A 26,588-nucleotide genomic window follows, 5' to 3' on the forward strand; every position below is an offset into this window, starting at 1 on the left:
CATCGTGTCGGGTTCCTCGGGGACGGCCGCGGCGAAGAAGGAGGCCCTGGAGGCCGCCGGCGTCAAGGTCGGCAAGACCCCCAGCGAAACCGCCGGGATCGCCCGGTCCGTCCTGGAGACGGCCGACCACCGAGAGGAGGGGGACGGCCGCGCCCCGGCGCAGGCGTCCGCGACCCCATGACGGAGACGATCCTCAAACCCGGCACCGAGTGGGCGGCCCTGTACGCCCGGTGCCGCGCGGCCGCCCCGGAGGCCTTCGGGGCCGACCGGGTGCACAACCGCTGGGGCGGCCGGTGGCGCGCGGACGGACGTCCGCGCACCTCCCACTCCCCGGTGGACGGCGCCGAGATCGCCGGGCCGCCCATGCTCGATGCCCCGACCGCGGCCCGGGCCGTGGCGGCGGCCGCGATCGAGCACCGCGCCTGGACCCGGGTCCCGCTGGAGGAGCGGCGCACCCGGGTCCGGGCCGCGGTCCGGGCCTGGGCCGCGCACCGGGACACCCTGGCCCTGGCGCTCGTCTGGGAGATCGGCAAGCCCTGGCGGCTGGCGTGCCAGGACGTCGACCGGGCCGTCTCCGGCGTGGAGTGGTACCTGGACGGGATCGACGGGATGCTGGACGGCCGGCGCGCCCTGGACGGGCCCGTCAGCAACATCGCCAGCTGGAACTACCCGATGAGCGTCCTGGCGCACGCCATGTGCGTGCAGGCCCTGGCGGGCAACGGCGTGATCGCCAAGACCCCCACCGACGGCGGCCTGGTGTGCCTCACCCTCGCGGTCGCCCTGGCCGTGCGGGAGGGCCTGCCGTTCACCCTGGTCGGCGGGGGCGGCCGGGACCTCGCCCCGGCGCTGGTCCGCAGCCCGGAGATCGGCTGCGTGTCCTTCGTCGGGGGCCGCGACACCGGCGGCCGGGTCGCCGCCGACCTGGCGGACCTGGACCGGCCCCACATCCTGGAACAGGAGGGGCTCAACTGCTGGGGGGTGTGGGAGTACGACGACTGGGACACCCTCTCCGGCCAGATCCGCGCGACCTTCGACTACGCCAAGCAGCGCTGCACGGCCTACCCCCGGTTCGTGGTGCAGCGCTCCCGGTTCGCCGACTTCCTCCAGGCGTACCTGGCCGCGGCGGAGCAGGTGAGGTTCGGCCACCCGCTCGCGGTCGCCGACCCCGCCGACGACCCGCCCGGGCTGGACTTCGGGCCGCTGATCAGCGCCGCCAAGGCCAAGGAGCTCAACGACCGGGTGGCGGAGGCCGTCGCGGGCGGGGCGGTGCCGCTGTACCGCGGGTCCCTGGACGACGCCCTGCTGCTCCCCGGCCAGAACACCGACGCCTACGTGGCACCGGTGGCCCTGCTGGAGCCGCCGAGGTCGTCCCCGCTGTTCCACGCCGAGCCCTTCGGACCGGTCGACTCGATCGTGCCGGTCGACACCGAGGCCGAGCTGATGGCGGCGATGAACGCGAGCAACGGCGCCCTGGTCGCCACGCTGTCCTGCGACGACACCGACACGGCCGTGCGCCTGGCGGCCGGGGTGCGGGCCTTCAAGGTCGGCGTCAACCGCCCCCGCTCGCGCGGCGACCGCGACGAGCTGTTCGGCGGCCGGGGCGACTCCTGGCGCGGCGCCTTCGTCGGCGGCGCGCTCCTCGTGCACGCCGTCACCCGGGGCCCCGGACACGAGCGGCCTCCCGGCAACTTCCCGCACTACACGCTGCGCCCCGAGGGATGGGAGGGGGCGGTGCGGTAGGCGGTGCGCCCGGGATCCGGCCGGCGCCCGCTCCCCCGACCCCGGGGCGGGCGCACCGAACGGGCCCGGGGGACGAACCCCCGGGCCCGTGGCGGCCGGCGGGCCGCTCGCATCGCAGGCCCGAGCGGCGCCGGAGAAGTCCGGTATCGGCCCCGGTCGGTGCGGGGGGCTGGAACGCACCGGCCAGGGCCGCGCCTACCGGTGCGGAGGCCGCGGGACCCCTGGGGCCGCCGAGGGCGCGGTGAGCGCCCTCTCCAGGAGAACGCGGTTCCTGCCGCTGTAGACGTTCATGGAGCTGCCGCGCAGGAAGCCGACGAGCGTCATGCCCGCCTCCGTGGCCAGTTCGACAGCGAGGGAGGAGGGCGCCGAGACGGCGGCCATCATGGGGATGCCCGCCATCCACGCCTTCTGGACCAGCTCGAAGGAGGCGCGGCCCGAGACCATGAGCACGGTCTCGCGCAGCGGGAGCCGGCCCGAGCGCAGCGCCCAGCCGACCAGCTTGTCCACCGCGTTGTGCCGCCCCACGTCCTCGCGCAGGGCCAGCAGTTCGCCCGCGGCGGTGAACAGCCCGGCCGCGTGCAGGCCGCCGGTGCGGTCGAACACCCGCTGGGCCTCGCGCAGGCGGTCCGGGAGCCCGGTGAGGGTGGGCACGTCGATCCGCAGGCCGTCGTCGGCCACCGGCCACCGGGCCTTGGTGCGCACGGCGTCCAGACTGGCCTTGCCGCACAGCCCGCACGAGGACGAGGTGTAGAAGTTGCGCTCCAGCGAGGTGTCCGGGAGCGGCACCCCGGGGGCCAGGGACACGTCCAGCACGTTGTAGGTGTTGGACCCGTCCTCCGTGGCCCCCGCGCAGTAGCGGATGGCGGTGACCTGCGAGCCCTCGGACACCACGCCCTCGCTCACCAGGAACCCGGCGGCGAGGTCGAAGTCGCTCCCGGGGGTGCGCATGGTGATGCTCAACGGCGAGCCGTCCAGCCTGATCTCCAGCGGCTCCTCCACGACCAGGGTGTCCACGCGTTCGGCCTCGACACCCTCCCTGATCCGCAGGACCCTCTCACGGACGGTCACCCGTCCCATTCCCCACCACCGCCTTCCGGCGTCCGGGCCGTCTACTGGTCTACTCTTCCCGACATCCGGTGTCGAGGGGGCGAAGCGTCAAAACGGTGCGGGACGGACCGCCGCGCCGGGACCGGGACTCCGCCCCGCGGCTCAGCCGTCGCCGCGCCGCTGCACGTGCTGGAAGCCGAACCTGCCCTTGATGCACAGGTTGCCGTGTGTGACCGGGTTGTCGTGCGGGGACGACACCTTGACGATCCGGTTGTCCTGCACGTGCAGGGTCACGTTGCACCCGACCCCGCAGTAGGTGCACACCGTGGTCGTCTCGGTCTGGTCCTCCTCGTTCCAGGTGCCGTCCCGGCGCATGTCGAACTCCGTGGTGAACGACAGTGCCCCGGTCGGACAGACCTCGATGCAGTTCCCGCAGTACACGCAGGCCGAGTCGGGCAGCGCCACGTCGTGCTCGGTGGAGATGCGGGCGTCGAACCCGCGCCCGGCCACCCCGATCGCGAACGAGTTCTGCCACTGGTCTCCGCAGGCGTCCACGCACTTGTAGCACATGATGCACTTGGAGTAGTCGCGTACGTACAGGTCGTTGTCCACCTTGGCGGGCTGCTCGACGGTCGCCGCCGCCGCGCCGTCGCCGGGCTCGTGCGCGCCCGCGTGCCGGGCGTCGCGCACCCCGAGCGCGGCAGGCTCGGCCCGGGGGCCGAACCGCCCCGGGTCCGCGCCGTAGCGCTCCATCCACTCGGCGACCGCGGGCGTGGTGGACAGGTCCACCGACGAGCCCAGCAGCTCCAGGACCAGCTTGCGGCTGTGCCGCACCCGCTCGGAGTCGGTGGCCACGCTCATGCCGGCCTCCAGCCTGCGCGAGCAGGCCGGGGCGAGCGTGCGGGCGCCCTCCACCTCCACCACGCACACGCGGCAGGCGTTGCGCGGGGTGAGGGTGTCGCCGTAGCAGAGGGTGGGCACCTCGGTCCCGGCGGCCTCGCAGGCCTCCAGGACGGTGGTCCCCTCCGGGACGCGGACGGACTCGCCGTCGATGGTCGCGTCGATCAGCCGTCGGGGGGTGGGCAGGAGTACGGGGACGGTCATCGGGCCTCCTCGGTCGCAGCCCGGTCGCCCGGGGCTGGGGTCGCTGTGCCGCCGGGGGCGGGGTCGGGTGCGGCGGGGTCGTCCGCGGAGTACAGGCCGAGCCGGTCGATCGCCGACTCCACGGCGTTCCAGGCGGTCTGGCCCAGCCCGCAGATCGACGCGTCCCGCATCGCCCGCCCGACCTCCCGCAGCAGGGGGACCTCCGCGGCGGGGGAGGCGCCCGAGCGCAGCCGCAGCAGGGACTCCTCCTGGCGCACGGTGCCGACCCGGCAGGGCACGCACTGCCCGCAGGACTCGTCGCGGAAGAAGGCGGCCACCCGGGCCAGGATCGCGGGCAGGTCGGCGGTGTCGTCCAGGACCAGCACGACGCCCGAGCCCAGCGAGGCCCCGGCGGCGCGCGCGCCCTCGAAGGTCAGCGGGATGTCGAGTTCGTCGGGCCGGACGAAGGTCCCGGCCGCCCCGCCCAGGAGCACGGCCCTGAGGGACCGGCCCTCGTGCGGACCGCCCGCCGCCTCCACCAGGTCGCCCAGGGTGGCCCCGAAGGGCAGCTCGTACAGGCCGGGGCGGCGCACCGCGCCGGACAGGCAGAACAGCTTGGGGCCGGTGGACCCCGCGGTGCCCACGGCCGCGTACGCCGGTCCTCCCATCAGCAGGACGGGAAGCACGTTGACCAGGGTCTCCACGTTGTTCACGGCGGTCGGCTTGCCGAACAGCCCCTTCTCCACGGGGAACGGCGGCTTGGTGCGGGGCTCTCCGCGCTGCCCCTCGATGGAGCCGAAGATCGCCGTCTCCTCGCCGCAGATGTAGGCGCCCGCGCCGCGCCGGATCTCGATGTCGAAGGAGAAGCCCGACCCCATGACGTCGGGGCCGAGCAGGCCGCGCTCCCGGGCCAGCGAGACCGCGTTCTCCAGGTGCAGGAGGGCCCGGGGGTACTCGCCCCGGATGTAGAGGTAGCCGGTGCGCGCGCCGATCGCGTACCCGGCGATGGTCATGGCCTCCACCAGGGAGAAGGGGTCGCCCTCCATGATGACGCGGTCCTTGAAGGTCCCGGGCTCGCTCTCGTCGGCGTTGCACACCAGGTAGTGCGGGGCGTCCGGCTGCTGGGCGGTGGCGTTCCACTTGCGCCCGGTGGGGAAGGCGGCGCCGCCCCGGCCGACCAGGCCGGAGTCGGTGACCTCCCGGATCACCCCGGCGGGGCCCAGGCGCAGGGCCTCGCGCAGCGCCGCGTATCCGCCCGCCGAGCGGTAGTCGTCCAGGCTGAGCGGGTCCACGCGGCCGATCCGGCGCAGGAGGACGTGGTCGGGGGAGCCGGCGTCGGGCACGGCGGCCGCGGGGCCGGGCTCGGGGGAGGCACCGGGCGGGGGGCCGGGGTGGAAGGTGGTGGGGTGGTCGGACGCGGGGGAGGGGCGGTCCCCGTCCGCGCCCCGTCCGCCGGGACCGCCTTCGGCGAGGGCGTCCAGGCCCCCGGGGGTGGCGGGCGCCGCGACCGCGAACCGGGCCGGCGCCCCGGCCTGGAGGGCCAGGGCCGCGGGGGCGCGCTCGCACATGCCCAGGCACGGGCTCTCGTGCCAGGCGGCGGGGGCGTCGCCGGAGCCGGTCCCGGGAGGGCCCAGGCGCGCGGCCAGCCGTTCGCGCAGGCCGTCCGAGCCCGCCGCCGCGCAGGCGATGTCGGTGCACAGGTGCACGACCCGCCGGGGGCGCTCGTGCAGGGCGAACATCGCGTAGAAGGAGGCGACGGCGTAGGCCTCGGCCGGGGGGACGGTGAGCCTGCGGCAGATGTGGTTGAGCGCCCCGCGGCTGATCCAGCCCACCCGGTCGTTGACCGCGTGCAGGGCGGGCAGGAGCAGGTCGCGCCGGTCCCGGGCGGTGTGCCCGCCCCGGGCGTAGCGCAGGTCGGAGTCCTGGCGGGTCCCGCCGTCCCAGCCGGATTCGGGCGTGCCCAGGAGGGAGTCGACGGCGTCGCGTTCGTCGGCGGTGGCCGCCTCGTCCAGAAGTCGCAGGTCCACGCCCGGATCACCTCAATCATGTAAGACAGATCACAGGATTCTGTATACAGGAGACAGTAGGATGGGAGTTCCGGATTGACAACCCTCGTCACCGATGCGAATTCGGCGACGGAGGCGGTCCCTCCGGGTGCCCGGTCCGTCGGGCACGGGGGTGGACCGTCCCGCCAGGGGGCTGGGGAGACGGTCCGCCCTCCGCTCCGTTCGGCTAGCGGAGCGCCCCGTCGGGGGCGCCCCTGTGCTCGGCCGCGGGCCGGGGCCCCAGGCGCTCGATCCGCACGGCCGCCGCCTTGTACTCGGCGGTCCCGGCGATGGGGTCGGTGGCGTCGATGGTCAGCAGCTGGGTGTCGACCTGGTGCGGGAAGTGGAAGGTCATGAACACCAGGCCCGGCCGCATGGACGCGGTGACCGAGGCCGGGACCAGGACCGAGCCGCGGCGGGAGGTCACGCGGACGGTCTCTCCGTCCTCGATCCCGAGCTTGGCGGCGTCCTCCGGGGACAGGTCCAGCAGCTCGCCCCGCCGCAGCGGCGAGGAGAACCCCCCGGTCTGCACGCCGGTGTTGTAGTCGTCCAGGCGGCGGCCGGTGGTGAGCCGGAACGGGAAGTCCTCGTCCAGCAGGTCCACCGGCGGCGAGTGGCCCACGATCCCGAACGGTGCGGGATCGCCCCGCAGCGCCGGGGCCTTGGACCACAGGCGCGAGTGCAGGTAGCTCGGCTCCAGCGCGTCCTCGGAGTAGCAGGGCCACTGGATGCCGTCCAGCTCGGCCAGGCGCGCGTAGCTCATGCCCCGGTGCATGGGGGACAGCGAGCGCACCTCGTTCCAGATCTCCTCGGCGGCCGGGCGCTCCCACGGGTGGCCGAGCCGGGTGGCCAGCGCGCACATGATCTCGATGTCGTCCCTGGCGCCCTCGGGCGGGTCCAGCGCCTTGCGCACCAGCTGGACCCGCCGCTCGCTGTTGGTGAAGGTGCCGTCCGACTCGCACCAGGCGGCGCTCGCGGGGAGCACCACGTCCGCCAGCTCGGCGGTCCGGGTGAGGAAGATGTCCTGCACCACCAGGTGGTCCAGGGACCGCAGCCGGGCGGTGGTCTTGTGCGTCTCGGGCTCGGACTGCACGGGGTTCTCGCCGATGACGTAGAGGGTTTTGAGCTCGCCCTCCTCCATGGCCTCGAACATCTGGGTCAGGTTCAGGCCCTTGCGGCCCTGGATCGGCCGGCCCCAGGCGCGCTCGAACGGCTCCCGGACCCCGGGGTCCAGGATGTCCTGGAAGCCCACCAGCCGGTCGGGGATGGCGCCCATGTCGCCGCCGCCCTGCACGTTGTTCTGGCCGCGCAGCGGGTTGAGGCCGGAGCCGTGCCGGCCCACGTGCCCGGTCAGCAGGGACAGGTTGATCAGCGAGCGCACGTTGTCGGTCGCGTTGTGGTGCTCGGTGATGCCGAGGGTCCAGCACAGCTGGGCGCGCTCGGCGCGGGCGTAGGTGTGGGCGAGTTCGCGGACGGCCTCCGCGGGCACGCCGGTCTCGGCCTCGGCCGCGGCGGGCGTCCACGGCTCCACCAGCGCGCGGTACTCGTCGATGCCGCTGGTGGCGCGCTCGATGAAGGACTCGTTGGCCAGCCCCGCGTGCAGGATCTCCCGGCCGACCGCGTGCGCAAGCGGGATGTCGGTGCCCACGTTGAGGCCGAACCAGCGGTCGGCCCACTCGGCGGTGGGCGTGCGCCGGGGGTCCACGACGAAGAGCCGGGCCCCGTTGCGCACCCCCTTGAGCACGTGCTGGAAGAAGATCGGGTGGGCGAACCGCGGGTTGCCGCCCCAGATCACGATGAGGTCGGTGTCCTCGATCTCCGAGTAGGAGGAGGTGCCGCCGCCGGACCCGAAGGCGGCGGCCAGCCCCGCGACGCTGGGCGCGTGGCAGGTGCGGTTGCAGGAGTCGACGTTGTTGGTGCCGACGACGACGCGCGTGAACTTCTGCGCGACGAAGTTCATCTCGTTGGTGGCCCGGGCGCAGGAGAGCATGCCGAAGGAGTTCGGCCCGTGGCGGTCGATGCCCTGCCGGAACCCGGCCGCGGCGCGGTCCAGGGCCTCCTCCCAGGAGGCCGGGCGCAGTTCGCCGTGTTCGCGGACCAGGGGCCGGGTGAGTCGTTCGTAGGAGGTGGAGAAGTCTTCGGAGCGGCGCATGTTGGCCTCGCTTGGAGTTCGTGGCCTTGAAGAGAATACTGTATGCAATGTTACGTGCCGGGGCAATGGGCGGCCGGTGCGAAGGGGGCCGGAGGGGCGGAGGCGTCCCGGGCGGGTGGCGGCCGGGCGTGGGCGGGTCAGGCGGGGGCGGGCTCGGAGACCCGCTGGTTCAACAGGCCCGCCACGGCGTCGACCGCGCGCAGGGTGGGCGCGGGGGCGCCGGTCAGGTCGGCCAGTTCGACCACCGCGGACAGGATGACGTCCAGCTCCATGGGGCGCCCCCGCTCCAGGTCGTGCAGCGTGGAGGTCCGGTGGTCGCCGGTGCGCTCGGCGCCCGCGAGCCTGCGCTCGACGGAGACGGAGGGGCGCACGCCCAGCCGGGCGGCCACGTCCAGGGTCTCGTTCATCATGGTGCGGGCCAGGTCCCGGGTGGAGCGGTGGCGGCAGATCTGCGCCATGGTCGAGCGGGTGAGCGCGCTGAGCGGGTTGAAGACGATGTTGCCCATGAGCTTGACCCAGATGTCCACGCGCAGGTCGGGCTCGACCGGGCACTTCAGCCCGCCGGCCGCCATCGCCGCGGACAGGTCGCGGCAGCGCCGGGAGTCGGAGCGGTCCGGCTCGCCGATGGAGAACCGGGTGCCCTCGATGTGCCTGACCACCCCCGGCTCCACGATCTCCGTGGCCGCGTAGACCACGCAGCCGATGGCGCGCTCGACCGGGATCGCCCGGCTGACGGCGCCGCCCGGGTCCACGCTCTCGACCCTGCGGTCGGCGAACGGGCCCGGGACCCCGTGGAAGTACCACCAGGGGATGCCGTTCTGGGCGGCGACCACGGAGGTGGCCGGGCCCAGGAGGGGGCGCAGCAGCGGGCCGCACGCGGCGTAGTGCTGCGCCTTGAGCCCGAGCAGGACGACGTCCACGGGGCCGACCTCGGCGGGGTCGTCCGTGGCGTGGGGGTGCCCGGTGAAGTCGCCGCGGGGGCTGAGCACCCGCACACCCCGCTCGCGCAGGGCCCGCAGGTGCTCGTTGCGGGCGATGAGGTGGACATCGGCTCCGCCGCGCTGGAGCGCGGCGCCCGCGTAGGCGCCGATCGCTCCGGCGCCGAGAACGGCGATGCGCATGAGGACTCCTTCCATTTGCCATACTGTATACAGTATGCTCTAACACAAGCGTCTCCTCACCACGGCAGGGAGAGAAGGAATGCCCGACCCGGTCGCCTCGGAAACTTCTCCGCTTCTTCGTCTCCACGGCCGCCGGCGGGAACGCGCGCCGATGCCCTGGCCCCGCGCCCGCGAGCTGGCGCGCGAGGCCGGCGCCGCGGGCGCCGCGCCCGTGGGGGAGGTCCCGCTCGCCCGTGCCCTGGGCGCCACGCTCGGGGCCGACCTCGTCTCCGCCGTCGACGTCCCCGTCCTGGACAGCGCCGCGATGGACGGCTACGCCGTCAGCGGCGGGGGGCCCTGGACCGTGCTCGGGCGCGCGCTGGCCGGACACCGCGGGCCGGTGGCCCGCCTGGACGGGGGAGAGGCGGTGGAGGTGGCCACGGGCGCCGTCGTGCCGGACGGCACCACCTCGGTCCTGCCCTACGAGCACGCCGTCCCGGACCCGTCCGGGCCGGGGGCGGGCGGCGCGGGCCGGGACGCCGGGCGCCTGAACGGCGAGACCGCGCCGGGGCGGCACCTGCGGCTGCGGGGCGAGACCACCCCCGCCGGGGCGGTGGTCGCCCGTGCCGGGCACCCCGTCACCCCCGTGCTCCTGGGCCTGGCCGCCAGCCTCGGACGGGACACCCTGCCGGTGCTCCGCCCCCGGGTCCGCGTCCTGGTCACCGGCGACGAGGTGGTGCGGGAGGGCGTCCCGCGCCCCGGGGCGGTGCGCGACGCGATCGGCCCGGTACTGCCCGGGCTGGTCGCCTGGTCCGGGGGCGACTGCGCGCCCCCGGACCTGCTGGCCGACCGGCGGGGCGACCTGGAGCAGGCCCTGGAGGCGGTGCCGGGGACCGACCTCGTCGCGGTGTGCGGCTCCTCCTCGGCGGGCCCGGCCGACCACCTGCGCGCGGCGCTGACCGCCCTGGGCGCGAGGTTCGCGGTCGATGGTGTGGCCTGCCGCCCCGGCCACCCACAGGTCCTTGCGGTGCTCCCCTCCGGGGCCCTGGTGGTGGGCCTGCCCGGCAACCCCGGCGCGGCCCTGGCCGCGGCCCTCACCCTGCTCGTCCCCGCGCTGAGCGGCCGCGCGGGACGCCGCGACCCGGCGCACACCGGGCGCCGGGTCCGGCTCATCGGGGAGACGCGGCCCCACCCCCGCGACGTCCGGCTGGTCCCGGTACGGGTGAGCCGCGACCTCGCGGTGGAACTGCCCTCCAGCGGCTCGGCCGACCTGCGCGCGGCCGCCGTGGCCGACGCGCTCGCGGTCGTCCCGCCCGTCCGCGCGCCGGGGCGTGTCGAACTCGTCGGACTGCCCTGGTGACGCGCCCACGCCATGCACTTCGTACACTGTCTACAGTGAGACCGACCCCACCGCCGGAATCTGGAGACTCCTCATGTCCTCGCAGGGATTGAACGCCGTCGCAGGACGGATCCAGCGCCCGGTCCCGCTGCGGGAGGCCGTCTACGAGGCCATCCTCGACCTCATCACCACCCGGGCGCTCTCGCCCGGCCGGCACCTGGTCGAGACCGAGCTGGCCGGCACCCTCGGCGTCTCGCGCCAGCCGGTCCGCGAGGCCATGCAGCGGCTCAGCAACGAGGGCTGGGTGGACCTGAGGCCCGGCTACGGGGCTTTCGTCCACACACCCACCGAGAGCGAGGCCGACCAGCTCCTGGCGGTCCGCGCCATGCTGGAGGCCGAGTCCGCCAGGCTCGCCGCCGAGAACGCCTCCCCCGAGCAGGTCCGGCTCCTGCGCGCGCTGGTCGCCGCGGGCCGCGAGGCCACCGAGCGGGCGGACACCGAGGCCGTGGTCAAGGCCAACGCCGACTTCCACCGGACCGTCACCGAGGCCTCCGGCAACCGGGTGCTCGCCGAGCTGGCCGCCCAGGTCGACCGCCGGGTCCGCTGGTACTACGCGCCCGTCGCCGGCATCCGCGGCTCGGCCTCCTGGGACGAGCACGAGGAGCTGGTCGAGGTCATCGAGCGCGGCGACGCGGCGCGGGCCCGCGCCCTCATGAGCGAGCACACCGAGCGCACCCGCCGCACCTACCACGAGGAGGTCGACGGGGTGCAGCCCTGACCTGGCGGTCCGGGCGCCCTCGCAGATCAGAGGGTTCCGTTGCTGGGCCTTCGCGGCGGTCGCAGGCCGTCGGGGGGCGTTCCCGCCTCCCGGAAATCTCCCGGCGGGTGTTGGGGACGGCCGTCTCCCACCACCCGCCGCACCGCTCCCGGTCCTGTGGGGGTTCCTCGATCACACGTGAGAGAAGTGATCGTGATGGAGCCCTCCCGGTGGTCACGGATGGTGGCCATCGCCGCCGTGCTGATGCTCGCGGGTATCGCCGCGGTGGTGTCCTCTTCGCACATGTACGAACTCGCGCTGCGCCACGGCGAATCCGAATGGCGCGCGGCGCTGTTCCCGCTGTCGGTGGACGGCATGATCGTCGGCTCGCCCATGACCTTGCTGGGCGATGCCCGTCACGGCCGTCGGGGCGGCCTGTTGCCCTGGACCCTGCTCATCCTCGGCTCCATCGCCTCCCTTGCCGCGAGCGTCGCGGTGGCCGACCCGACGAAGTGGTCGCGGATCATCCACGCCTGGCCGTCCTTCGCGCTGATCGGTGCGTACGAGCCGCTCATGCGCGAGTTCCGCACCTCAAGCCCCCGGCCCGATATCCCCGCGGTGCGATCGAGGAGAGGCCCCCGGAGACGGCGTCCGGCCAAGCTCCACGGCGACAAGGCCTACCACTCCCGGGCTCAGCGCCGCCGGCTGCGCGAACGCGGCATCGCAGTGCGCCCGGCCCGCCCCGGCGTCGGGTCCTCCCGACGCCTGGGCCGGCACCGGCACAAGATCGAGCGCTCGATCGCCTGGCCGGGCTCCTACCGCAGGTTGAACGTGCGCCGGGAACGCGAGGCCTCCACTTTCCCGGCCATGCTCGGCATCGCCTGCATCCTCATCCGCTACAAGCACCTGGCCAAGCACGCTGATGGCTTTGAGATGAGTTCCAACGAAGGACGGCCACGTATGATTCGAGAGTCACGCTCGGGGCCCGGCGTTTCTCGCCGCCCGCCCTGGGCGTGATTCATGCAGAAGCTGAGGAGTGTTGGTGCAGGCGATCTTCAAGGACATCGTGAATGGCGATGAGGAGAGCGTGAGGGCGCGGATTGAGAAGGATCCGTTTCTGGTCGACGCTGTTGCCACGGGATCACCGAAGAAGTACACCGGTCAGTCCGCGCTGCAAGTAGCGATCAGAACGGGGCACTTCACCATCGCGAGGATGCTCCTGCGGAGGGGGAGCGACCCGAGCTTCGTCGATGCGAAGTCGTCGACCGGCTGGTCGAGATCTGTGCTTCACGACGCCGCGGTAGCCGCGGTGATGCGGTCGCGCTGGTCGCGTCGGACCTTCAACGCGGACTCTGAGCAGGTCTGGATCCTCGCCGAGACCGCGAAGAACGATGAAGCGTTCGAGATGCTCGTCGCGCTCATCGAGGCGGGCGCTGATGCGACTGCCGAGGACTCGCTGGGTGCGACCCCCTTTGGTCGTGCGGTGCTCACCGCTCACGACGTGCTGCCTCGCCGTAACGACGAGAAGCCTCAGTTGTCCGACGGTAAGCCGCTGACGGCTGAGCTGGTGCACGACCTCAGCCGCATCTTCCAGCTGTTCAAAGCGCATGGTGCCGATCCGCATCAGGTCGAACCCCAACTCGGCAAGCCTTTGGCGCACCACTACCGCCACGAACTCGTCGGCAAGTTCCTCATCGGAAACGTTGAACCAGACCCGGTCGCGTAGCCGATACGCAGGTGAGCGGCCCGCGCAGGTCCTCGGCCTTGCCCGCGTCTTTCCGCCGGAGTGGATCTCCGCGGCTTCCAGTCGCCGCGTACCGTTCTCGGCGACGCCCGCAATCGGGCGGGCCCAGGGCTGAATGCCCGGCTGAGCGCGCGGCCTCGTACTGACCTCGCGATCGGCATCGACCGGCCCGGCTCCGTGTAAAGCAGAGATCCGGAGACATCGCTCCGAGGAGCGATGGGGCATCCGGCTTTTTCACAGGTGACGGTGCCAGACGGATCGGAGCGGCGCAACCTCAGGTGCGGCGGGAAGAGGCACTGGAGGAGCCATTGAGCGAAGCAGCCCATCAGGTATCGCGACGAGACGTTCGAGCGGCGAGCACGCTACAGGACGTGGCCGTTCTGGATCCGCATGAGGGGTGACTCGTTCAGCCGGTACTCGCAACTCAACGTGAGGTCGCCGCTCATGCCGCTGACGACGACGGCCTGCAGATCGCCTGACGATAGCGAGTCGACGATTTTCTGAAGAACGGCGAACACTCTTCCCATCTCAGATCGCGGCATCGAGGCTCACGGGCACGTGCCCGGCGAGGATCACCTGCGCGAGCTGACGCAAGGGAGCGTCCCCATGGTCTTCGCCCCCGAGCAGAAGGGCGAGTTCATCACGGGTTTTACCGAGCAGCGCCAACCATGCCGATGATCTGACGGTATCCGCCATCGTCATCTCGTCATCGTCGCTCACCGACCCGATCGCGTCGATCACCGCGGACACGGGTGCGGCGCGGATGCGGTCGTGCAGGGCTGCCGAGACGATCGCTTCGCATGCCTGCTCCCACTCCTTCCTGGCCGATGGGCCGGTCGCTGGGGCATCGGGGCGGTAGTTGACGAGGAACATGTGGTACTCGTCCGAGGCCGGCAGCCGTGCCCCGGAGGCGACGTCGAGCTGTCGCAACCCCCGGAGCGACAACGGCAGTGGCTCGCCGACACGGGAAGCGATGCCGGTATCCAGCAGTGCCTCGACGTCGCGGGTCAGGCTCGCCCGGGTCACGTCGAGCGCCGCACCGAGACCGGGAATCACCGACCACGGAGCGCGGTCCTGCAGCGGCATCCCGCGGTGGCGCACGAACAGATCCAGCGGCGTGTCCGCGGTGAGTTCGAGTGTGCGCGCGTCCCAAGGATCGTCGTCGACCTCATGGACCTCGTCCTGGCCCGCGCCCATGATCAGCGCGCGACCGGGACCCGCCGTCCCGATGACCAGAGTGTCGGCAGGCAACTGCCAGGAGTGTGCGCCGTGGTTCGTCGCCTGCGTGATGCGTTCGGCGCTGAACACCTCGACGCCGCCGGCCTGCGCACCGTCGCAGATCGTCAGGAACGCACGCAACGCAGGCGGAAGCGGTGCCGGCGCCAGCGCATCCGCGACCGCCAGGGCGACCTCATCGGCCGGGGACCCAAGGATGACGCCGGTGAGGTTCTCCAGCCGCTCCCGGGTCATGCCGTGCCCTCCGACGCCCCGGTGCCGTCGAGATAGACGTTGCGCGCCAGTGGCACCACGTAGGTCCAGTTGAACGGGAACATGTCGCCCTCCCCGGCATCCAGTGCTGCGAGGACCTGCGTCCTGTCCGACGAGGACATCCACCTTCCGTGGATCTTCCAGTGCACGCCCAGGAGACTCCCACCGGCTGCGGTGTCGACCTGGAAGACCGAGGGGAGCACGTCGCCGCGCGGGAGGGTCGTCGTCCCGGCGATCCAGTACACGCCGTCGTCGTCAGGCACGACCTCGACCTGCACCACCGTCGGCGTGCTCGTGCGCGGGTCGATACGGATGACGAAGCTCGGTGAGCCGTGCAGCAGGTTGAGCCACTGGATCGTCGTGGCATCCGTATCGTTCATCGACGATCAGCTTCCCGCTGCCCTGGTTCTCTTCCGCATCGAGCCACGTGCGGATCTCGTCCGTGGAGCCGTCCCAGATCCCTTCGGGCACGAGCGCCCAGTCCGTGATGAGGTTCGCGACCCAGCCGGGGTGAGCACCCCGAAGAAGTCGAAGATCACACCGTCGAAGCGGTGTTCCCCGGTCGTCTCCATACCCGCACCCTAGGGGCACCCCGACCTCCCGCCCGTCCAGGTGGCGGCCGACGGCTCCGATCCTGAGACCGGTTCCCGCCACCAGCACGTGGTCGATCACCCCCGTAGTGCTGACCTCCATCGGCCCTGAACTCAGGAGACCGTGGCCCTCCAAAAGAAATCCGATGGAATCGCTCCACAACGTGCGCCTTCGGTGGTCGGCCACGACGGTGGCCTTCATCGTGCTCGTGCTTCTTCTTGCCCGCCACGAATGCCCGCCGGTCGCCGCGGCCCGCCTGGAGCCTGTGGACCTGGATCTCGGTGGCGTCCAGCCGCAGTTCCGCACCCTCGGCGTGGAGGTCGACGGGGTGCAGTCCTGACCTGGCGCTTCGGCCATCCGCGCAGATCAGAGGGTTCCGTTGCGGGACCTGCACGGCGGTCGCAGGCAGTCGGGGGGCGTTCCCGTCTCCCGGAAACCGCCCGCCACCCGTCGGGAGGTTGCCGGACGCCGCGGGCACGGCGCCGGGGGACGTCGAGCGGTGACGGCTCCTGTCACGGCCGGGCTCCCGCGGCGGCGCGGAGCCCGCTCCGCACCCGGTACGGGACACCGCCCGTCCCCGTGCGTGCCCGCCCGGTCCGGTCCCCCGCCGTGGGAACCGGACCGGGCGGCGGCTCTGCCGGAGCGGCACGGACCGCTCCGTCACGGCGCCGCCATCACCCGGGGGAACAGCCCCTGATCCACATTGGCGCCGGTGATGACCGTGGCCACCACCTCACCGGGCAGCTCCCGGGAGGCGATCGCGGCCAGGCCGGCCGCCCCCGCGGGCTCGGGTACGACTCCGAGCGTCGTCAGCGCCGTCCGCATGGCAGCGAGCATCTCGGCGTCGGTGACCACCACCATCCGGTCCACCAGCGCCCGCATCCGCGCCACCGACTCCGGAATCGGCTCACTGATCGCGATCCCCTCGGCGAAGGTGTCGGTCCCCGCCGTGGAGACCGCCCGCCCCCGGTCCCAGCTGGTGGCCATACTCGGCGCGCCCTGCGCGCACACCCCCACGACCCGGGTCGCGGGGGAGTGCTCCTTGACCCACCGGGCCACCCCGGTGATCAGGGAGCCGTCCCCGACGGGCAGCACCACCGTGTCGATCGGCCCCGCGCGCAGCAGCTCCACGCCGATGGTCCCCGCGCCTTCGGCGATCCGGGGGTGCAGTCCGTCCTGCACGAACACCGCGTCCGGGTGCGCCGCGGCGAAGGCGCGGGCCGCCCGGCCCACCCCGCCGTCCGCGACCTCGTGCACCCGCGCGCCCAGGGCGCCCATCCGGGTGAGCTTGACCCGGCTGGTCCCCGCGGGGACGAAGACCTCCGCCCCCAGGCCGTGCCGGGTGGCCGCGTACCCCACGGCCTGGCCGAAGTTGCCGGTGGAGGTGCACACCATGCGGGTTCCCGGGGCGAACTCCCGCGCCAGCAGGTCCACGCCCCTGCCCTTGAAGCTGCGCAGGGGGTTGAGGGTCTCGACCTTGACCACGACACGCCGCCCGAGCGCGGCGCACAGCTGTTCGTCCACGTACTGCGGGGAGTTCAGGAAGACCGGGTCGATCAGCTCCGGGGCGCGGGCGATCCGCTCCAGGTCCAGATCCGGGGTGTGCATACCGCGTGCCTTTCGCTCTCGGAGCCAGGGGAGCCGCGTCAGGTGTCCCGAGCGGCGCCACGCACACGCCGACGCGGAGCGCCCCCCGTTCTCCGGGGCGGACGCTCCCCTCACGGCAGGGGGGAGGAAGGTGGTCGCGACGGAAGCACCTGCGGCCGTCGCACGCCATTCTCGCGTGCCCCCCACACCCGGCACCACCGGCCACCACCCGCCGCGCCTCCTCCGGGAGGACGCCCGGCGCACCCGGCGCGCCCCCGGCGGGCAGGCGGGGCTCCATCCCGGCGCGGTCCAGCGGCGCACACACGGCCGCCGCGCCTCCGGGGCCGTCTCCCGCCGGGCCGCGGTGGTCGACCCGGCCGCACCGGGGCCCACCGTCCCGGCCGCGCCGCCGGTGACCCTGGAAACGGGGGTCCGCCGACCACCGCGCGCGGACGCCCGCCGGACCCCGTGCGGCAGTGCTGAGAACCGGCCGGGCAGGGGGCTGTTCGGCCGGGCCCGCCGCCGAGAGCCCGTACCACCGCCTTCCCCTCCACGCGGGAATCCGAGTCGGCGGACGTCTTTCCGGAGGACCACATCCGCGAATACGCGGAGAAGAGCCTGGCCGACCTCGGCGTCGACAGTGTGGACCTCTTCCAGTTCCACGTCTGGGAGGACTCCTGGTCCGAGGACGACCGTGGGCGGGAAGCGGCCGGCGAGCCCGAACGCGAAGGGCTCGTCCGGGCGGTCGGGATCAGCGTCGACCGCCGGGAGCCGACGAACGTGCTCAGGACGCCCGACACCGGCCTGATCGACACGGTGCAGGTCGTCTACAACGTGTTCGACCAGAGTCCGGAGGACGAGCTGTTCCCCGTGTGCCGGGACCTGGGCATCGGCGGCGGGCCGGCGGCGCGCACGGCACCGCGGACCCGCCGCCCGACCCCCTCACTCCGAGCGCAGGCCCTCTGGGCGCATCGTCCGCAGCAGCGCGGGGATCGCGAAGAGGGTGGTCAGGGCCGCCACGCCCACCCCCGCACCCGCGATGACGAGGGTCTCCACCGGGACGAAGCGCACGGGGAGCCCGGCCACCCCCTGGATCAGGGTCCCCAGGGCGGTCCCGACCGCCGTGGCCAGCACGATGCCCAGGAACACGGGCAGCGTGGTCTGCCAGACCACCGAGGCCACCAGCGTGCTCCGCCGGGCGCCGAAGGCGGTGAGCACCGCGTGCACCCGCCTGCGCCCGCGGACCTGCTCGACCGTGCCCACCACCAGCCCCGCGGCGATCACCGTCAGGCAGGCCAGGGCCCCGGCGACGAGCGCGTCGCGGATGTCGAGCATGCCGGGGTTGACCAGGGTGGTGATGGGGAAGTGCGCGCGCGAGGTCGGGTCCAGCGCCGCGACGGTGTGCCTCACCCCCTCCTCCATCCCGGGGACGGTGTGGTCGGCCCGGATCCAGATCGTGCTCCGGGCGGCGATCTCACCGGGCACGGCGGCGGCCTCCGGGGTGGCCAGGACCACGTCCCGCGCCGTGTGCCCCTCACCGGTCCAGGGGTGTTCGACCAGCGGCCCCTCGAAACCGGAGACCGCGGGCAGCGTCCAGGCGCTCTCCGTCGCGCCGTCCCGCGGGCGGACCATGAGGGTGTCGCCGGACCCCAGCCCCGGCACCGCGCTGAAGACGTCCCCGGCGGAGCAGCCGGGCAGGTCGGCCATCTGCACCAGGACGGCGCAGTCGGCGATCCGGACCGGGACGTCGGTACCGTCGGCGGCGGTGCCCCACACCGTGCGGAAGGCGGCGGCCTCCTCCACCCCGGGCACCCGCGCGAGGGCCCCGGCGGGATCGTCGTCGGCGGGGGGCATCCACAGCTCCGCCTGGACCTGGTACCCGGCGGCGCCGAACGCGTCGACGGTGTACGCCTCGGCGGCGGTGTCCGCCAGTCTCACCTCCGCGTCGGCCCAGGCGTTCACGAACAGGCTCTGCAGCGCGATGGCCCCCGCGACGGTCACCACGATGCCGCTGACCGCCCGGGTGGGCCCGCCGCCCGCCGCCGCCAGCCGGCGCACCGCCAGCTGGAGCGCGAGGGGGCCGCCCGAGGCGCGTCCGAACAGCCGGTCCACCAGCCAGGGCAGCACGGCGGTCGTGCCGAAGAGTGCGGCCAGGAGTCCGATCGTCACCAGGGGCAGCCACCCGTCCCCGCTCGCCCCCTGGCCGGGGCTCATGCTCAGGAAGATCAGGACCACCCCGAGCACCAGGAGCAGCAGGCGCCACCACAGCTTGGGGCGCGCCCGCTCGGCCCGGCGCACCGTGCCGAGCGGTTCCACCACGACACCGCGCAGGGAGGCGAGCACCACCCACAGGGCCAGCAGCGGCACCCCGGCGAACACCAGCGCGCCGAGCACCGGGTGCGGTGTCACGTCGCCGGCGTACAGGCCGGAGCTCACCCGCACCGTCTCCACGAGCGGGCGCCCGGCGAGGAAGAGCACCGCCCCGAGCACCAGGCCGAGCCCGATACCGGGGAGGGTCTCGCCGGCCGCGATGCGGCGGACGGCCCCCCGGTCGGCCCCCATGAGGCGCAGCGCCGCCAGGCGCCGTTCGCGCTGCTCGCCGCCGAAGCGCACCGCCGCGCCGAGGAAGACCACGACCGGGGTGAGCATGACGACCGCGCCGACCACACCGAGCAGCAGGACGACCGGTCCCCGAAGGACCGGGCCCGGCTCCCCGCCGAACCCGGTGATCCGTATCCCGGCGTTCTCCACGGACAGGTCGTCGCTGCCGAGGTAGAAGGCCGCCTCGTGCGGTCCCAGGAGGCCCTCCGGCCCGATCTCCCCGACGACGGTCTGGTCGAACCGGTCCCGGAGGACCTCGTTGCCCGGGGCGTCGATCAGGTCGGCCAGGGCGGGGGAGAGGAGGAGTTCGCCCGGTCCGGGGATCTCGGCCACGCCGGGCGGGAGCGGGGGGTCGGACCCCTCGGCCCGCAGCAGGCGGCCGTGGATCTCCTGTGTCTCGTAGGTGGTGGTGGCGATGCCGATCAGCAGGGTGTCCTCGCCCGCCGGGGGCGGCGGGTCCGGGGCGACCTGGTGGTCCACGCGGTCCGCGTTCCGCTCGGACAGGCGGTCCAGGACGGTCGGCAGGGAGGCGGCCAGGAGCAGCGCGGCGGTGGCCACGCCGACCCCGATCGCCGTCAGGAGGGTCCGCAGGACGACCTCCCGGCCGCCGCGCAGGGCGAGCTGCGCGCCCAGCCGCAGCTCGCCCGGGCGGGACGGGCGCTCGCGCGCGGGTCCGGGCCCGGCGGGGTCGCGCTCGCGCGGGCTCATCCCCGGGCTCCGGTGTCGAGGGTGCGGCCGTCCCGGCAGACGACCTCGCGGTCGGCGTAGGCGGCCACCCGGGCCTCGTGCGTCACCACGACCACGGCCGCCCCGGTCTCCCGGGCCGCCTCGGTGAGCATGCGGATCACCCGTTCGCCGTTCAGGGAGTCGAGCGCTCCGGTGGGTTCGTCGGCGAACACCACGCGCGGTCCGGTGATGAGGGCGCGGGCCACCGCGACCCGCTGGCCCTGGCCGCCCGAGCACTCGCCGGGGGTCTTGCGCGCGAGTCCGCCCACGTCCAGCCGGTCCAGCCACTCGGCGGCGCTGCGCTCCGCCCGGCGGCGGGACCACCCGCCGAGCCGCAGGGGGAGTGCGACGTTCTCCAGGCAGGAGAGTTCGGGGACGAGCTGGCCGAACTGGAACAGGAAGCCGAACTCGGAGCGGCGCAGCGCGCTGAGCCGGGGGTCCGAGGCGGTGACCAGGTCCTGCCCGCCGTACTCGATGGTCCCGGCGTCGGGCCGCACCACCCCGGCCAGGCAGTGCAGCAGGGTGGACTTGCCCGACCCGGAGGGGCCCATGACGGCGACGACCTCACCGGGGTACAGGCTGAGGGAGGCGTCCTCCAGGGCCCGGGTGAGGCCGAAGGACTTGCGCAGGCCGGAGCCGGCGAGCAGGGGCGGCGCGGGGTCCCCGGGGAGGCGGTCGGGGAGCGCGGGGGAGGCGGGTCGGTTCATCGGCCGCGCACCTCTCCGGCCAGGTCGTTCAGCCGGGCGGCGGTCAGTTCCAGCCACCGCAGGTCGGCCTCCAGGTGGAACAGCGCGTGGTCGCAGATGAGCTGGTCGGAGAGGTCCCCGTCCGTCTTGCGGCGGGTGAGCTCGCGCATCAGGCGCAGGTGCTCGGCCCGCTGGACGTCGAGGATCCCGTCGGCCGAGCGGCCGGTGAGCAGGGCGAGCACGACCTTGGTGTAGAGGGTGTTCTGGAGGTAGGGCTCGGGGGCCTCCGGGGCGGCGAGCCACGCTTCGACGTCGGTGACCCCGGAGTCGGTCACGGTGTAGCGCTTGCGCTCGGGGCCCGCGCCGGGCTCCACCGCCTCCACCTCCACCAGCCCGTTCTTGAGCAGCCGGGAGAGGGTGGCGTAGACCTGCCCGTAGGCGAGCGGGCGGGCGGCGGCGAAGCGCTCGTCGTAGGCGCGTTTGAGGTCGTATCCGTGCTGGGGGCGGGTTTCGAGCAGCCCCAGAAGTGTTTGGCCGAGAGACATGACGCCGACTATACACGGTGTGTATACCCGCTTTGCATAGTGAGGTCCGCGCAGGTGGGAGCCGGCGGGCCCGTCGTCCGCCCGTCCCCGGTGCCCTCGGCGGCCCGGGCGGGGCCAGGGCCGCCGGGTCCCGGAGCCGGGCCGCGGGCGGTGCGTTCGGCGCCCGCCCCATACCCCGCCCGACGCTCCCTCCGACACCCGGTGCGGTGCGACCGGTTTTCGCAGGTCGCCGTGCCACAATGCTCACGCAGCGCCACCAGGTGTCACCGAACGGTAGTCGTTTGTTGGTCGGCGCCTGTGTCCGTGTTCAGCCGTGTCGAGAAAGGTGAACGTGCGCCGGTCCCCCGGCCGGTCAGGTCCCCTCACGTATCGGAGAGCAAACCGCATGCTCACGGCACAATCCTCACCTGCGCAGACGCCGCGCGCCCCACGGGTGCGCCGCTGGACGAGCGCCGCACTGACGGTCTCGGTGGTCGCCGCCCTCGCCGGCTCCGTGGCCGCGACGACCGCCCCGGCGGCGGCCTCGCCCGCGGAGGACGGAGACGGCTCCGTCTACCGCGGCGGGATCGAGGTCGTCCGCACCGCCGCCGACTCCCCGGACACCCCCGAGCTGACCGGCACGGTGTTCGTCGACACCGGCCGCGACGGCACCGGCGACGGCGACCCGGGCCTGGCCGGGGTCGCGGTCACCAACGGCCGCGACGTGGTGCGCACCGACGACGAGGGCCGGTACCGGCTGCCCGCGTTCGACAACATGACCGTGTCGATCACCCAGCCGTCCGGCTACCAGGTGCCGCTGGACGAGCACAACATCCCCCAGTTCCACTACAACCACCTGCCCGAGGGCTCCCCGGAACTGCGCTACGGCGGCATCGAGCCGACCGGCCCCCTGCCCTCCGAGGTCAACTTCCCCCTCGTGGAGAGCGGGCTGACCGCCGCCGACGCGCAGAGCTGCGTCATCGCCGGCGACCTGCAGACCTACACCGCGCAGGAGATCGAGTACGCGCGGGCCGGGGCCATCAAGGACCTGTCCGAGCGCCACGACTACGCGGGCTGCGGCACGCTGTTCGTCGGCGACGTGGTCGGCGACGACCTGTCGCTCTACCCCGCCGTCAAGGACCTGGTCGCCGAGACCAACGGCCCGGCCCGCTTCCTGCCCGGCAACCACGACCTCGACTTCGACGCGCCCAGCGCCGCGCACTCCTTCGACACCTTCCGCGCGCAGCTGGCCCCCGCGTACTACTCCTACGAGGTCGGCGACGTGCACGTCGTCGCGCTGAACACCGTCGACTACCCGTGCACCGCCGCCGAGGACAGCCCCGAGGGCATCGAGCGGCACTGCGCCGACCCGGAGGGCAGGCCCTCCTACAACGGCCGGCTCGGCGAGGACCAGATCGCCTGGCTGGAGAACGACCTGGCCGGCGTCGACGAGGACAAGCTGGTCGTGGTCGCCGGGCACATCGGCCTGCTCAACTACGCCGACGACAGCTCCCCGGTGCACCAGGTCGACCAGGTCGCCCGCGTGCACGAACTGCTGGAGGGCCGCAGCGCCGTCGCGGTCTCCGGGCACAGCCACAGCATCGAGAACCTCAAGGAGGGCGACGACTCCGCGGGCTGGCGCGAGCTCTTCGGCGTCGAGGGCCTGCCGTTCCCGCACATCACCGCGGGCGCGATCTCGGGCGACTGGTACTCCGGCGAGGTCGGCGAGGAGGGCTACCCCACCGCGATCGGCCGCGACGGCGGCCGCCCCGGCGTGGTGACCCTGGACGTCGAGGGCGCCGAGTTCCGGGAGCGCTACACGGTCACCGGTGAGCCCGACGGCGTGCAGACGCAGCTGGGCCTGAACAGCCCGACCTACCGCACCTGGTTCGACGAGCGCCAGGAGTGGAACGACGACCCCGTCGGCGAGGCCCCCGAGCTGGAGCCCCTGGTGCTGGACCGGGACGACCTGGCCGGCGGCACCTGGCTGACCACCAACTTCTTCTTCGGCTCCACCGGCTCCACCGTGGAGGTCGGGCTCGACGGCGGCCCCGCCGAGCAGGCCGCGCGCACCCAGCGGCTGGAGGGCGAGGCCGTCAACGTCGGCGCCGAGTACTCCGACCCCTACGCCGTCTCCCAGCAGCTGGTCCACGGCGGCAGCCTCGCGGACCGGACGATGCACCTGTGGCGGTTCGACCTGCCCGCCGACCTGGCCGCCGGCCGGCACACCGCCGAGGTGACCGCGACCGACGCCTACGGCCGCGCGTTCACCGACACCCTCGCATTCGAGGTCGTGGACCTGCCCTGACGGCCGGGACCCGCCGCGGGGCCGCCACCTCTCCGGGTGGCGGCCCCGCCCCGTGTTCCCGCCGAGGTCCCGGTGCGGTACCGGTACAGCCCCGGGGCCGCCCGCCCGCACCGCCCGGCTCCGCGGGCCCCGGTGCCCCGGGCGGTCCTCACCCCGGGGAGTGCGCGCTCACCGGCGCGGTCCACAGGCCGGCCAGGGCGTCGGACAAGCCCGTCGCGGCCCGCTGCCAGGACTCGCGGGGGGTGCGCGCGCCCTGGGCCAGGGCCCGCTCCCGCTCGGCGATCACGTGGACCATGAGGAGGCTCGCCATCTCCCGGCGCTCCTCGCCGACCTCCGCGGGCAGGTCGGGCAGGCACCGGAGCAGCTGCTCGCCCGCGCGGGCCAGGTGGGGGGAGCCCAGTGCCTCCCGGGCCATGATGTCCCGGTAGGCGGGGTCGGCCATCACCTGGGCGCTGAACCGCCCGAACCAGGAGGGGACGCCCAGGTCCGCCAGGTGCTGGGCGAAGGGCTCCACCATGCAGGCGATCCAGTCCCGGACCTCGTCGGAGCCCTCGGTGCGCAGCACCATGTGGCGGCGGATCTCCTCGATCCGCCCGGTGTGCGCGCGCACGATGGCGCTCACCAGGCCCTCCCGGGAGCCGAAGTGGTAGGTGACCGCGGTGTTGTTCCCCTGCCCCGCCTCCTGGCCGATCTGGCGGTTGGAGACGCCGGCGACCCCGTGCTCGGCGAAGAGCCGCTCCGCCGCTGCCAGGATCGCCTCCCGCGTCGTGGTGACACGGTCCGACCTCGTCCGCCTGCCGTTCATGGGGACCACCGTACCGACCGGCCGGGGAACACGCGTGCGGACCGCCGCGCGGTCCGGTGCCGGACGGCCGCGCGAGCGTGATGAGGCCCACACCGCGCGCCCCCGCCCCAGCTGGCGGGGCCGCCGGGGCCCCTCCGCCGCCGGGCGGCCGGGCCGCAGGGTGATCCGCTCCGGCACGCGCTGTTACCTTAAGTCATGCAACTGACTTAAAAGTCGGTGTCCGCGCACGTCAGGAGACGGGAGCCCGCATGACCGGTGTCCGCCCCCGAGCACCCGCCGGCCCCGGGCGGCTCCCCTCGGGCGCCCCCGCCCGCACGGCCTGACCGCCGGACGGCCACATCCCCCTCCCACCACCCCGCACTCGGACCCGACCGGGCGCGGAGCTTCGGGGCGCCCCCGCGCCCACCGGCCCGGGACCGCCGGCGCGGTCCCGGACGGCGCAGAGAAGGAGAGGAAACCGCATGCCAGCCACGGACCACACCGAGGGGATCGACCTCGACGCGCTGCGCGCCAGGTACGCCCGGGAACGGGACCGGCGCATCCGCCCCGACGGCGCCGCCCAGTACCGCCCGGCCTCCGGCGAGTTCGGCTACTACGCGCACGACCCGTACACCCCGCGCCGGGAGCGCGAGCCGCTGACCGACACGGTGGAGGTGATCGTGGTCGGCGGCGGGTTCGGCGGCCTCGCCACCGGCGCGCGGCTGCGCCAGGCCGGCGTGGAGTCGATCCGCATGACGGACGAGGCCGGGGACTTCGGCGGCACCTGGTACTGGAACCGCTACCCCGGCATCCACTGCGACATCGAGTCCTACTCCTACATGCCGCTCCTGGAGGAGGTCGGCACCGTCCCCTCCTGGCGCTACGCGCCCGGCGAGGAGATCCGCCGGCACGCCGTGGCGATCGCCGAGACCTTCGGCCTGTACCGCGACGCGCTGTTCCACACCCGCGTCACCTCGCTGGACTGGGACGAGCGCAGCGACACGTGGGTGGTGGGGACCGACCGCGGGGACCGGATGCGCGCCCGCTTCGTCATCACCTCCTCCGGCACGCTGACCCGGCCCAAACTGCCGGGCATCCCGGGCATCGAGGACTTCCAGGGCCACACCTTCCACACCAGCCGGTGGGACTACGGCTACACCGGCGGCGACCAGGACGGCGGGCTCGACGGCCTCGCCGACAAGAGGGTCGCGGTCGTGGGGACCGGTGCGACCGGCGTGCAGGTCATCCCGCACCTCGCGCGCGACGCCCGGCACCTGTACGTGTTCCAGCGCACGCCCTCCTCGGTGGACGTGCGCGACAACCGGCCCACCGATCCGGCCTGGGCCGCCTCCCTGGAACCCGGGTGGCAGCGCGAGCGCATGGAGAACTTCCTCGCGGTCGTCTCGGGCGAGCGGGTGGAGACCGACCTGACCCGGGACGGCTGGACGTCCACCGCGCGGCTCCAGCGCAAGATGATCTCCGGCGCGCTGGACACGGACGTCTCCCCGCAGGAGCGCGAGCGCGCCGACGAGCTGCTCGACGCGTGGAAGATGAACCGGATCCGGGCGCGGGTGGACGAGGTGGTACGGGACCCGGCCACGGCGGAGCTGCTCAAGCCCTGGTACCGGTACATGTGCAAACGGCCCTGCTTCAGCGACCACTACCTCCAGGCCTTCAACCGGCCCGACGTCACGCTCGTCGACACCGCCGACCACGGCGGCGTCACGCGCATGACCGCGGACTCCGTGGTCGTGGGGGACACCGCCTACCCCGTGGACTGCGTCGTCTTCGCCACCGGGTTCGACGTCGGCGTCTCCGGGGTGCTGTCCGGCGCGCTCCCGGTCCGCGGGCGCGGCGGGCACGACCTGCTGGCGTCCTGGAGCCGCGGCCCCCTCACCCTGCACGGCTTCTACAGCCCGGGCTTTCCCAACCTCTTCCACCTGGGCCCGCTCCAGAACGCCAACTCCGTGAACTTCGCGCACATCCTGCTGGAGCAGGCCGGGCACATCGCCGCGGTCGTCGCCGCGGCCCGCAAGGCCGGGGCGGTGGTCGAGCCCCCGCGGGAGGCGGCCCTGGAGTGGGGGCGCACCGTGCGGGAGAGCGCGCACGACAACTCCGCCTTCCAGGCCGAGTGCACGCCCGGCTACTACAACCGCGAGGGCGCCGGCGTGCACGGCGGCAACTCCTACAGCCCCGGCCCCGTGGCCTTCCACCGGCTCCTGCGCGAGTGGCGCGAGAACGCCCTCGACGAGGTGCTGGTCCCGGGGCGCTGAGGCCCGCCGCGCG

At 73.8% G+C, this 26,588-nt stretch carries 20 protein-coding genes and 2 pseudogenes; 10 read left to right on the plus strand and 12 right to left on the minus strand.

The features are described 5' to 3' along the window. Both BUE45_RS33605 and BUE45_RS27780 read left to right on the plus strand, forming a co-directional pair. Window positions 1–181 (plus strand): annotated as a pseudogene (locus BUE45_RS33605) (succinate--CoA ligase subunit alpha); the annotation flags it as partial. Continuing rightward, entirely contained in the window at window positions 178–1,740 is a 1,563-nt protein-coding gene (locus BUE45_RS27780; RefSeq protein ID WP_073383838.1) for an aldehyde dehydrogenase family protein, read from the plus strand. The pseudogene BUE45_RS33605 and the gene BUE45_RS27780, both read left to right, overlap by 4 nt. 195 nt (window positions 1,741–1,935) lie before the next feature. Here BUE45_RS27780 and fdhD read toward each other — a convergent pair whose 3' ends face one another. From fdhD to BUE45_RS27805, 5 genes are all read right to left on the minus strand, one after another. After that, window positions 1,936–2,817: a formate dehydrogenase accessory sulfurtransferase FdhD gene (gene fdhD, locus BUE45_RS27785; protein ID WP_073383839.1), complete on the minus strand. Its 882-nt coding sequence runs from the start codon at window positions 2,815–2,817 to the stop codon at window positions 1,936–1,938. Window positions 2,818–2,949: 132 nt separating this feature from the next. Continuing rightward, window positions 2,950–3,891: a 2Fe-2S iron-sulfur cluster-binding protein gene (locus BUE45_RS27790; protein ID WP_073383841.1), complete on the minus strand. Its 942-nt coding sequence runs from the start codon at window positions 3,889–3,891 to the stop codon at window positions 2,950–2,952. Then, window positions 3,888–5,897, minus strand: coding sequence for an NAD(P)H-dependent oxidoreductase subunit E (locus BUE45_RS27795; RefSeq protein ID WP_073383843.1), 2,010 nt, complete (start codon window positions 5,895–5,897; stop codon window positions 3,888–3,890). Before BUE45_RS27795 ends, BUE45_RS27790 begins: the two co-directional genes overlap by 4 nt. Before the next feature lie 205 nt (window positions 5,898–6,102). Next, window positions 6,103–8,067 carry a molybdopterin oxidoreductase family protein gene (locus tag BUE45_RS27800; RefSeq protein WP_073383845.1) on the minus strand — a complete coding sequence of 655 codons (1,965 nt, stop codon included), beginning with the start codon at window positions 8,065–8,067 and terminating at the stop codon, window positions 6,103–6,105. A gap of 137 nt (window positions 8,068–8,204) precedes the next feature. After that, complete coding sequence (locus BUE45_RS27805) at window positions 8,205–9,188, minus strand: 2-dehydropantoate 2-reductase (protein WP_073383846.1); 984 nt, start codon at window positions 9,186–9,188, stop codon at window positions 8,205–8,207. 151 nt (window positions 9,189–9,339) lie between these two features. On the opposite strand from BUE45_RS27805, the gene BUE45_RS27810 reads away from it, so the two are divergent. The 4 genes from BUE45_RS27810 to BUE45_RS27825 all read left to right on the plus strand — a co-directional run bounded on the left by BUE45_RS27810 (window position 9,340) and on the right by BUE45_RS27825 (window position 12,989). Further along, a complete protein-coding gene (locus tag BUE45_RS27810) occupies window positions 9,340–10,527 on the plus strand; it encodes a molybdopterin molybdotransferase MoeA (protein ID WP_245833500.1) in 1,188 nt (395 codons plus the stop codon). 73 nt (window positions 10,528–10,600) lie between these two features. Next, window positions 10,601–11,284, plus strand: a complete 684-nt coding sequence (locus BUE45_RS27815; RefSeq protein ID WP_178378674.1) for a GntR family transcriptional regulator — start codon at window positions 10,601–10,603, stop codon at window positions 11,282–11,284. Window positions 11,285–11,479: 195 nt separating this feature from the next. Further along, complete coding sequence (locus tag BUE45_RS32730; protein WP_245833501.1) at window positions 11,480–12,280, plus strand: DUF2637 domain-containing protein; 801 nt, start codon at window positions 11,480–11,482, stop codon at window positions 12,278–12,280. A 25-nt stretch (window positions 12,281–12,305) separates the two neighbouring features. Next, window positions 12,306–12,989 carry a transient-receptor-potential channel family protein gene (locus tag BUE45_RS27825; protein ID WP_178378677.1) on the plus strand — a complete coding sequence of 228 codons (684 nt, stop codon included), beginning with the start codon at window positions 12,306–12,308 and terminating at the stop codon, window positions 12,987–12,989. A 546-nt stretch (window positions 12,990–13,535) separates the two neighbouring features. Here BUE45_RS27825 and BUE45_RS27830 read toward each other — a convergent pair. Both BUE45_RS27830 and BUE45_RS27835 read right to left on the minus strand, forming a co-directional pair. Beyond that, window positions 13,536–14,477, minus strand: a complete 942-nt coding sequence (locus tag BUE45_RS27830) for a hypothetical protein (RefSeq protein ID WP_073383852.1) — start codon at window positions 14,475–14,477, stop codon at window positions 13,536–13,538. Further along, the gene (locus BUE45_RS27835; RefSeq protein WP_143173506.1) at window positions 14,474–14,875 is read right to left on the minus strand and encodes a hypothetical protein; all 402 of its coding nucleotides are present in this window, start codon (window positions 14,873–14,875) and stop codon (window positions 14,474–14,476) included. The genes BUE45_RS27830 and BUE45_RS27835 overlap by 4 nt, the downstream gene beginning before the upstream one ends. A 356-nt stretch (window positions 14,876–15,231) precedes the next feature. On the opposite strand from BUE45_RS27835, the gene BUE45_RS32735 reads away from it, so the two are divergent. Beyond that, on the plus strand, window positions 15,232–15,426 hold the full coding sequence (locus BUE45_RS32735; RefSeq protein ID WP_178378678.1) for a hypothetical protein: 195 nt from the start codon (window positions 15,232–15,234) through the stop codon (window positions 15,424–15,426). A 320-nt stretch (window positions 15,427–15,746) separates the two neighbouring features. Here the strand turns inward: BUE45_RS32735 and BUE45_RS27845 are convergent, their stop codons facing one another. Next, on the minus strand, window positions 15,747–16,694 hold the full coding sequence (locus tag BUE45_RS27845; protein WP_073383855.1) for a threonine ammonia-lyase: 948 nt from the start codon (window positions 16,692–16,694) through the stop codon (window positions 15,747–15,749). A 573-nt stretch (window positions 16,695–17,267) separates the two neighbouring features. Here BUE45_RS27845 and BUE45_RS34120 point away from each other — a divergent pair. After that, window positions 17,268–17,555: pseudogene (locus BUE45_RS34120) on the plus strand (aldo/keto reductase); the annotation flags it as partial. Between the two features lie 60 nt (window positions 17,556–17,615). Here BUE45_RS34120 and BUE45_RS27855 read toward each other — a convergent pair. The 3 genes from BUE45_RS27855 to BUE45_RS27865 are packed head-to-tail and all read right to left on the minus strand — an operon-like array spanning window position 17,616 to window position 21,231. After that, window positions 17,616–19,982, minus strand: a complete 2,367-nt coding sequence (locus BUE45_RS27855) for an ABC transporter permease (RefSeq protein WP_073383857.1) — start codon at window positions 19,980–19,982, stop codon at window positions 17,616–17,618. Then, window positions 19,979–20,707 (minus strand): ABC transporter ATP-binding protein, encoded by a 729-nt coding sequence (locus BUE45_RS27860; RefSeq protein WP_073383859.1) that lies wholly within the window; start codon window positions 20,705–20,707, stop codon window positions 19,979–19,981. The genes BUE45_RS27855 and BUE45_RS27860 overlap by 4 nt, the downstream gene beginning before the upstream one ends. After that, the gene (locus BUE45_RS27865; RefSeq protein WP_073383860.1) at window positions 20,704–21,231 is read right to left on the minus strand and encodes a PadR family transcriptional regulator; all 528 of its coding nucleotides are present in this window, start codon (window positions 21,229–21,231) and stop codon (window positions 20,704–20,706) included. Before BUE45_RS27865 ends, BUE45_RS27860 begins: the two co-directional genes overlap by 4 nt. 469 nt (window positions 21,232–21,700) lie before the next feature. On the opposite strand from BUE45_RS27865, the gene BUE45_RS27870 reads away from it, so the two are divergent. Further along, window positions 21,701–23,518, plus strand: a complete 1,818-nt coding sequence (locus tag BUE45_RS27870; protein ID WP_073383861.1) for a calcineurin-like phosphoesterase C-terminal domain-containing protein — start codon at window positions 21,701–21,703, stop codon at window positions 23,516–23,518. Window positions 23,519–23,666: 148 nt separating this feature from the next. Here BUE45_RS27870 and BUE45_RS27875 read toward each other — a convergent pair whose 3' ends face one another. After that, complete coding sequence (locus BUE45_RS27875; RefSeq protein ID WP_073383897.1) at window positions 23,667–24,323, minus strand: TetR/AcrR family transcriptional regulator; 657 nt, start codon at window positions 24,321–24,323, stop codon at window positions 23,667–23,669. Between the two features lie 461 nt (window positions 24,324–24,784). On the opposite strand from BUE45_RS27875, the gene BUE45_RS27880 reads away from it, so the two are divergent. Then, the gene (locus BUE45_RS27880; RefSeq protein ID WP_073383863.1) at window positions 24,785–26,575 is read left to right on the plus strand and encodes a flavin-containing monooxygenase; all 1,791 of its coding nucleotides are present in this window, start codon (window positions 24,785–24,787) and stop codon (window positions 26,573–26,575) included. The last annotated feature ends 13 nt before the right edge of the window (window positions 26,576–26,588 follow it).

It is taken from the genome of Nocardiopsis flavescens, from assembly GCF_900141985.1.
Classification (GTDB): Bacteria; Actinomycetota; Actinomycetes; order Streptosporangiales; family Streptosporangiaceae; genus Nocardiopsis; species Nocardiopsis flavescens.

Coding starts and splice junctions, on each gene's coding strand:
- BUE45_RS27860 (WP_073383859.1), bottom strand. CDS start 20,707: ATGAACCGACCCGCCTCCCCCGCGCTCCCCGACCGCCTCCCCGGGGAC.
- BUE45_RS27880 (WP_073383863.1), top strand. CDS start 24,785: ATGCCAGCCACGGACCACACCGAGGGGATCGACCTCGACGCGCTGCGC.
- fdhD (WP_073383839.1), bottom strand. CDS start 2,817: ATGGGACGGGTGACCGTCCGTGAGAGGGTCCTGCGGATCAGGGAGGGT.
- BUE45_RS27835 (WP_143173506.1), bottom strand. CDS start 14,875: ATGAACGATACGGATGCCACGACGATCCAGTGGCTCAACCTGCTGCAC.
- BUE45_RS27810 (WP_245833500.1), top strand. CDS start 9,340: ATGCCCTGGCCCCGCGCCCGCGAGCTGGCGCGCGAGGCCGGCGCCGCG.
- BUE45_RS32730 (WP_245833501.1), top strand. CDS start 11,480: ATGGAGCCCTCCCGGTGGTCACGGATGGTGGCCATCGCCGCCGTGCTG.
- BUE45_RS27830 (WP_073383852.1), bottom strand. CDS start 14,477: ATGACCCGGGAGCGGCTGGAGAACCTCACCGGCGTCATCCTTGGGTCC.
- BUE45_RS27845 (WP_073383855.1), bottom strand. CDS start 16,694: ATGCACACCCCGGATCTGGACCTGGAGCGGATCGCCCGCGCCCCGGAG.
- BUE45_RS27790 (WP_073383841.1), bottom strand. CDS start 3,891: ATGACCGTCCCCGTACTCCTGCCCACCCCCCGACGGCTGATCGACGCG.
- BUE45_RS27780 (WP_073383838.1), top strand. CDS start 178: ATGACGGAGACGATCCTCAAACCCGGCACCGAGTGGGCGGCCCTGTAC.
- BUE45_RS27805 (WP_073383846.1), bottom strand. CDS start 9,188: ATGCGCATCGCCGTTCTCGGCGCCGGAGCGATCGGCGCCTACGCGGGC.
- BUE45_RS27815 (WP_178378674.1), top strand. CDS start 10,601: ATGTCCTCGCAGGGATTGAACGCCGTCGCAGGACGGATCCAGCGCCCG.
- BUE45_RS32735 (WP_178378678.1), top strand. CDS start 15,232: ATGGAATCGCTCCACAACGTGCGCCTTCGGTGGTCGGCCACGACGGTG.
- BUE45_RS27800 (WP_073383845.1), bottom strand. CDS start 8,067: ATGCGCCGCTCCGAAGACTTCTCCACCTCCTACGAACGACTCACCCGG.
- BUE45_RS27875 (WP_073383897.1), bottom strand. CDS start 24,323: ATGAACGGCAGGCGGACGAGGTCGGACCGTGTCACCACGACGCGGGAG.
- BUE45_RS27865 (WP_073383860.1), bottom strand. CDS start 21,231: ATGTCTCTCGGCCAAACACTTCTGGGGCTGCTCGAAACCCGCCCCCAG.
- BUE45_RS27855 (WP_073383857.1), bottom strand. CDS start 19,982: ATGAGCCCGCGCGAGCGCGACCCCGCCGGGCCCGGACCCGCGCGCGAG.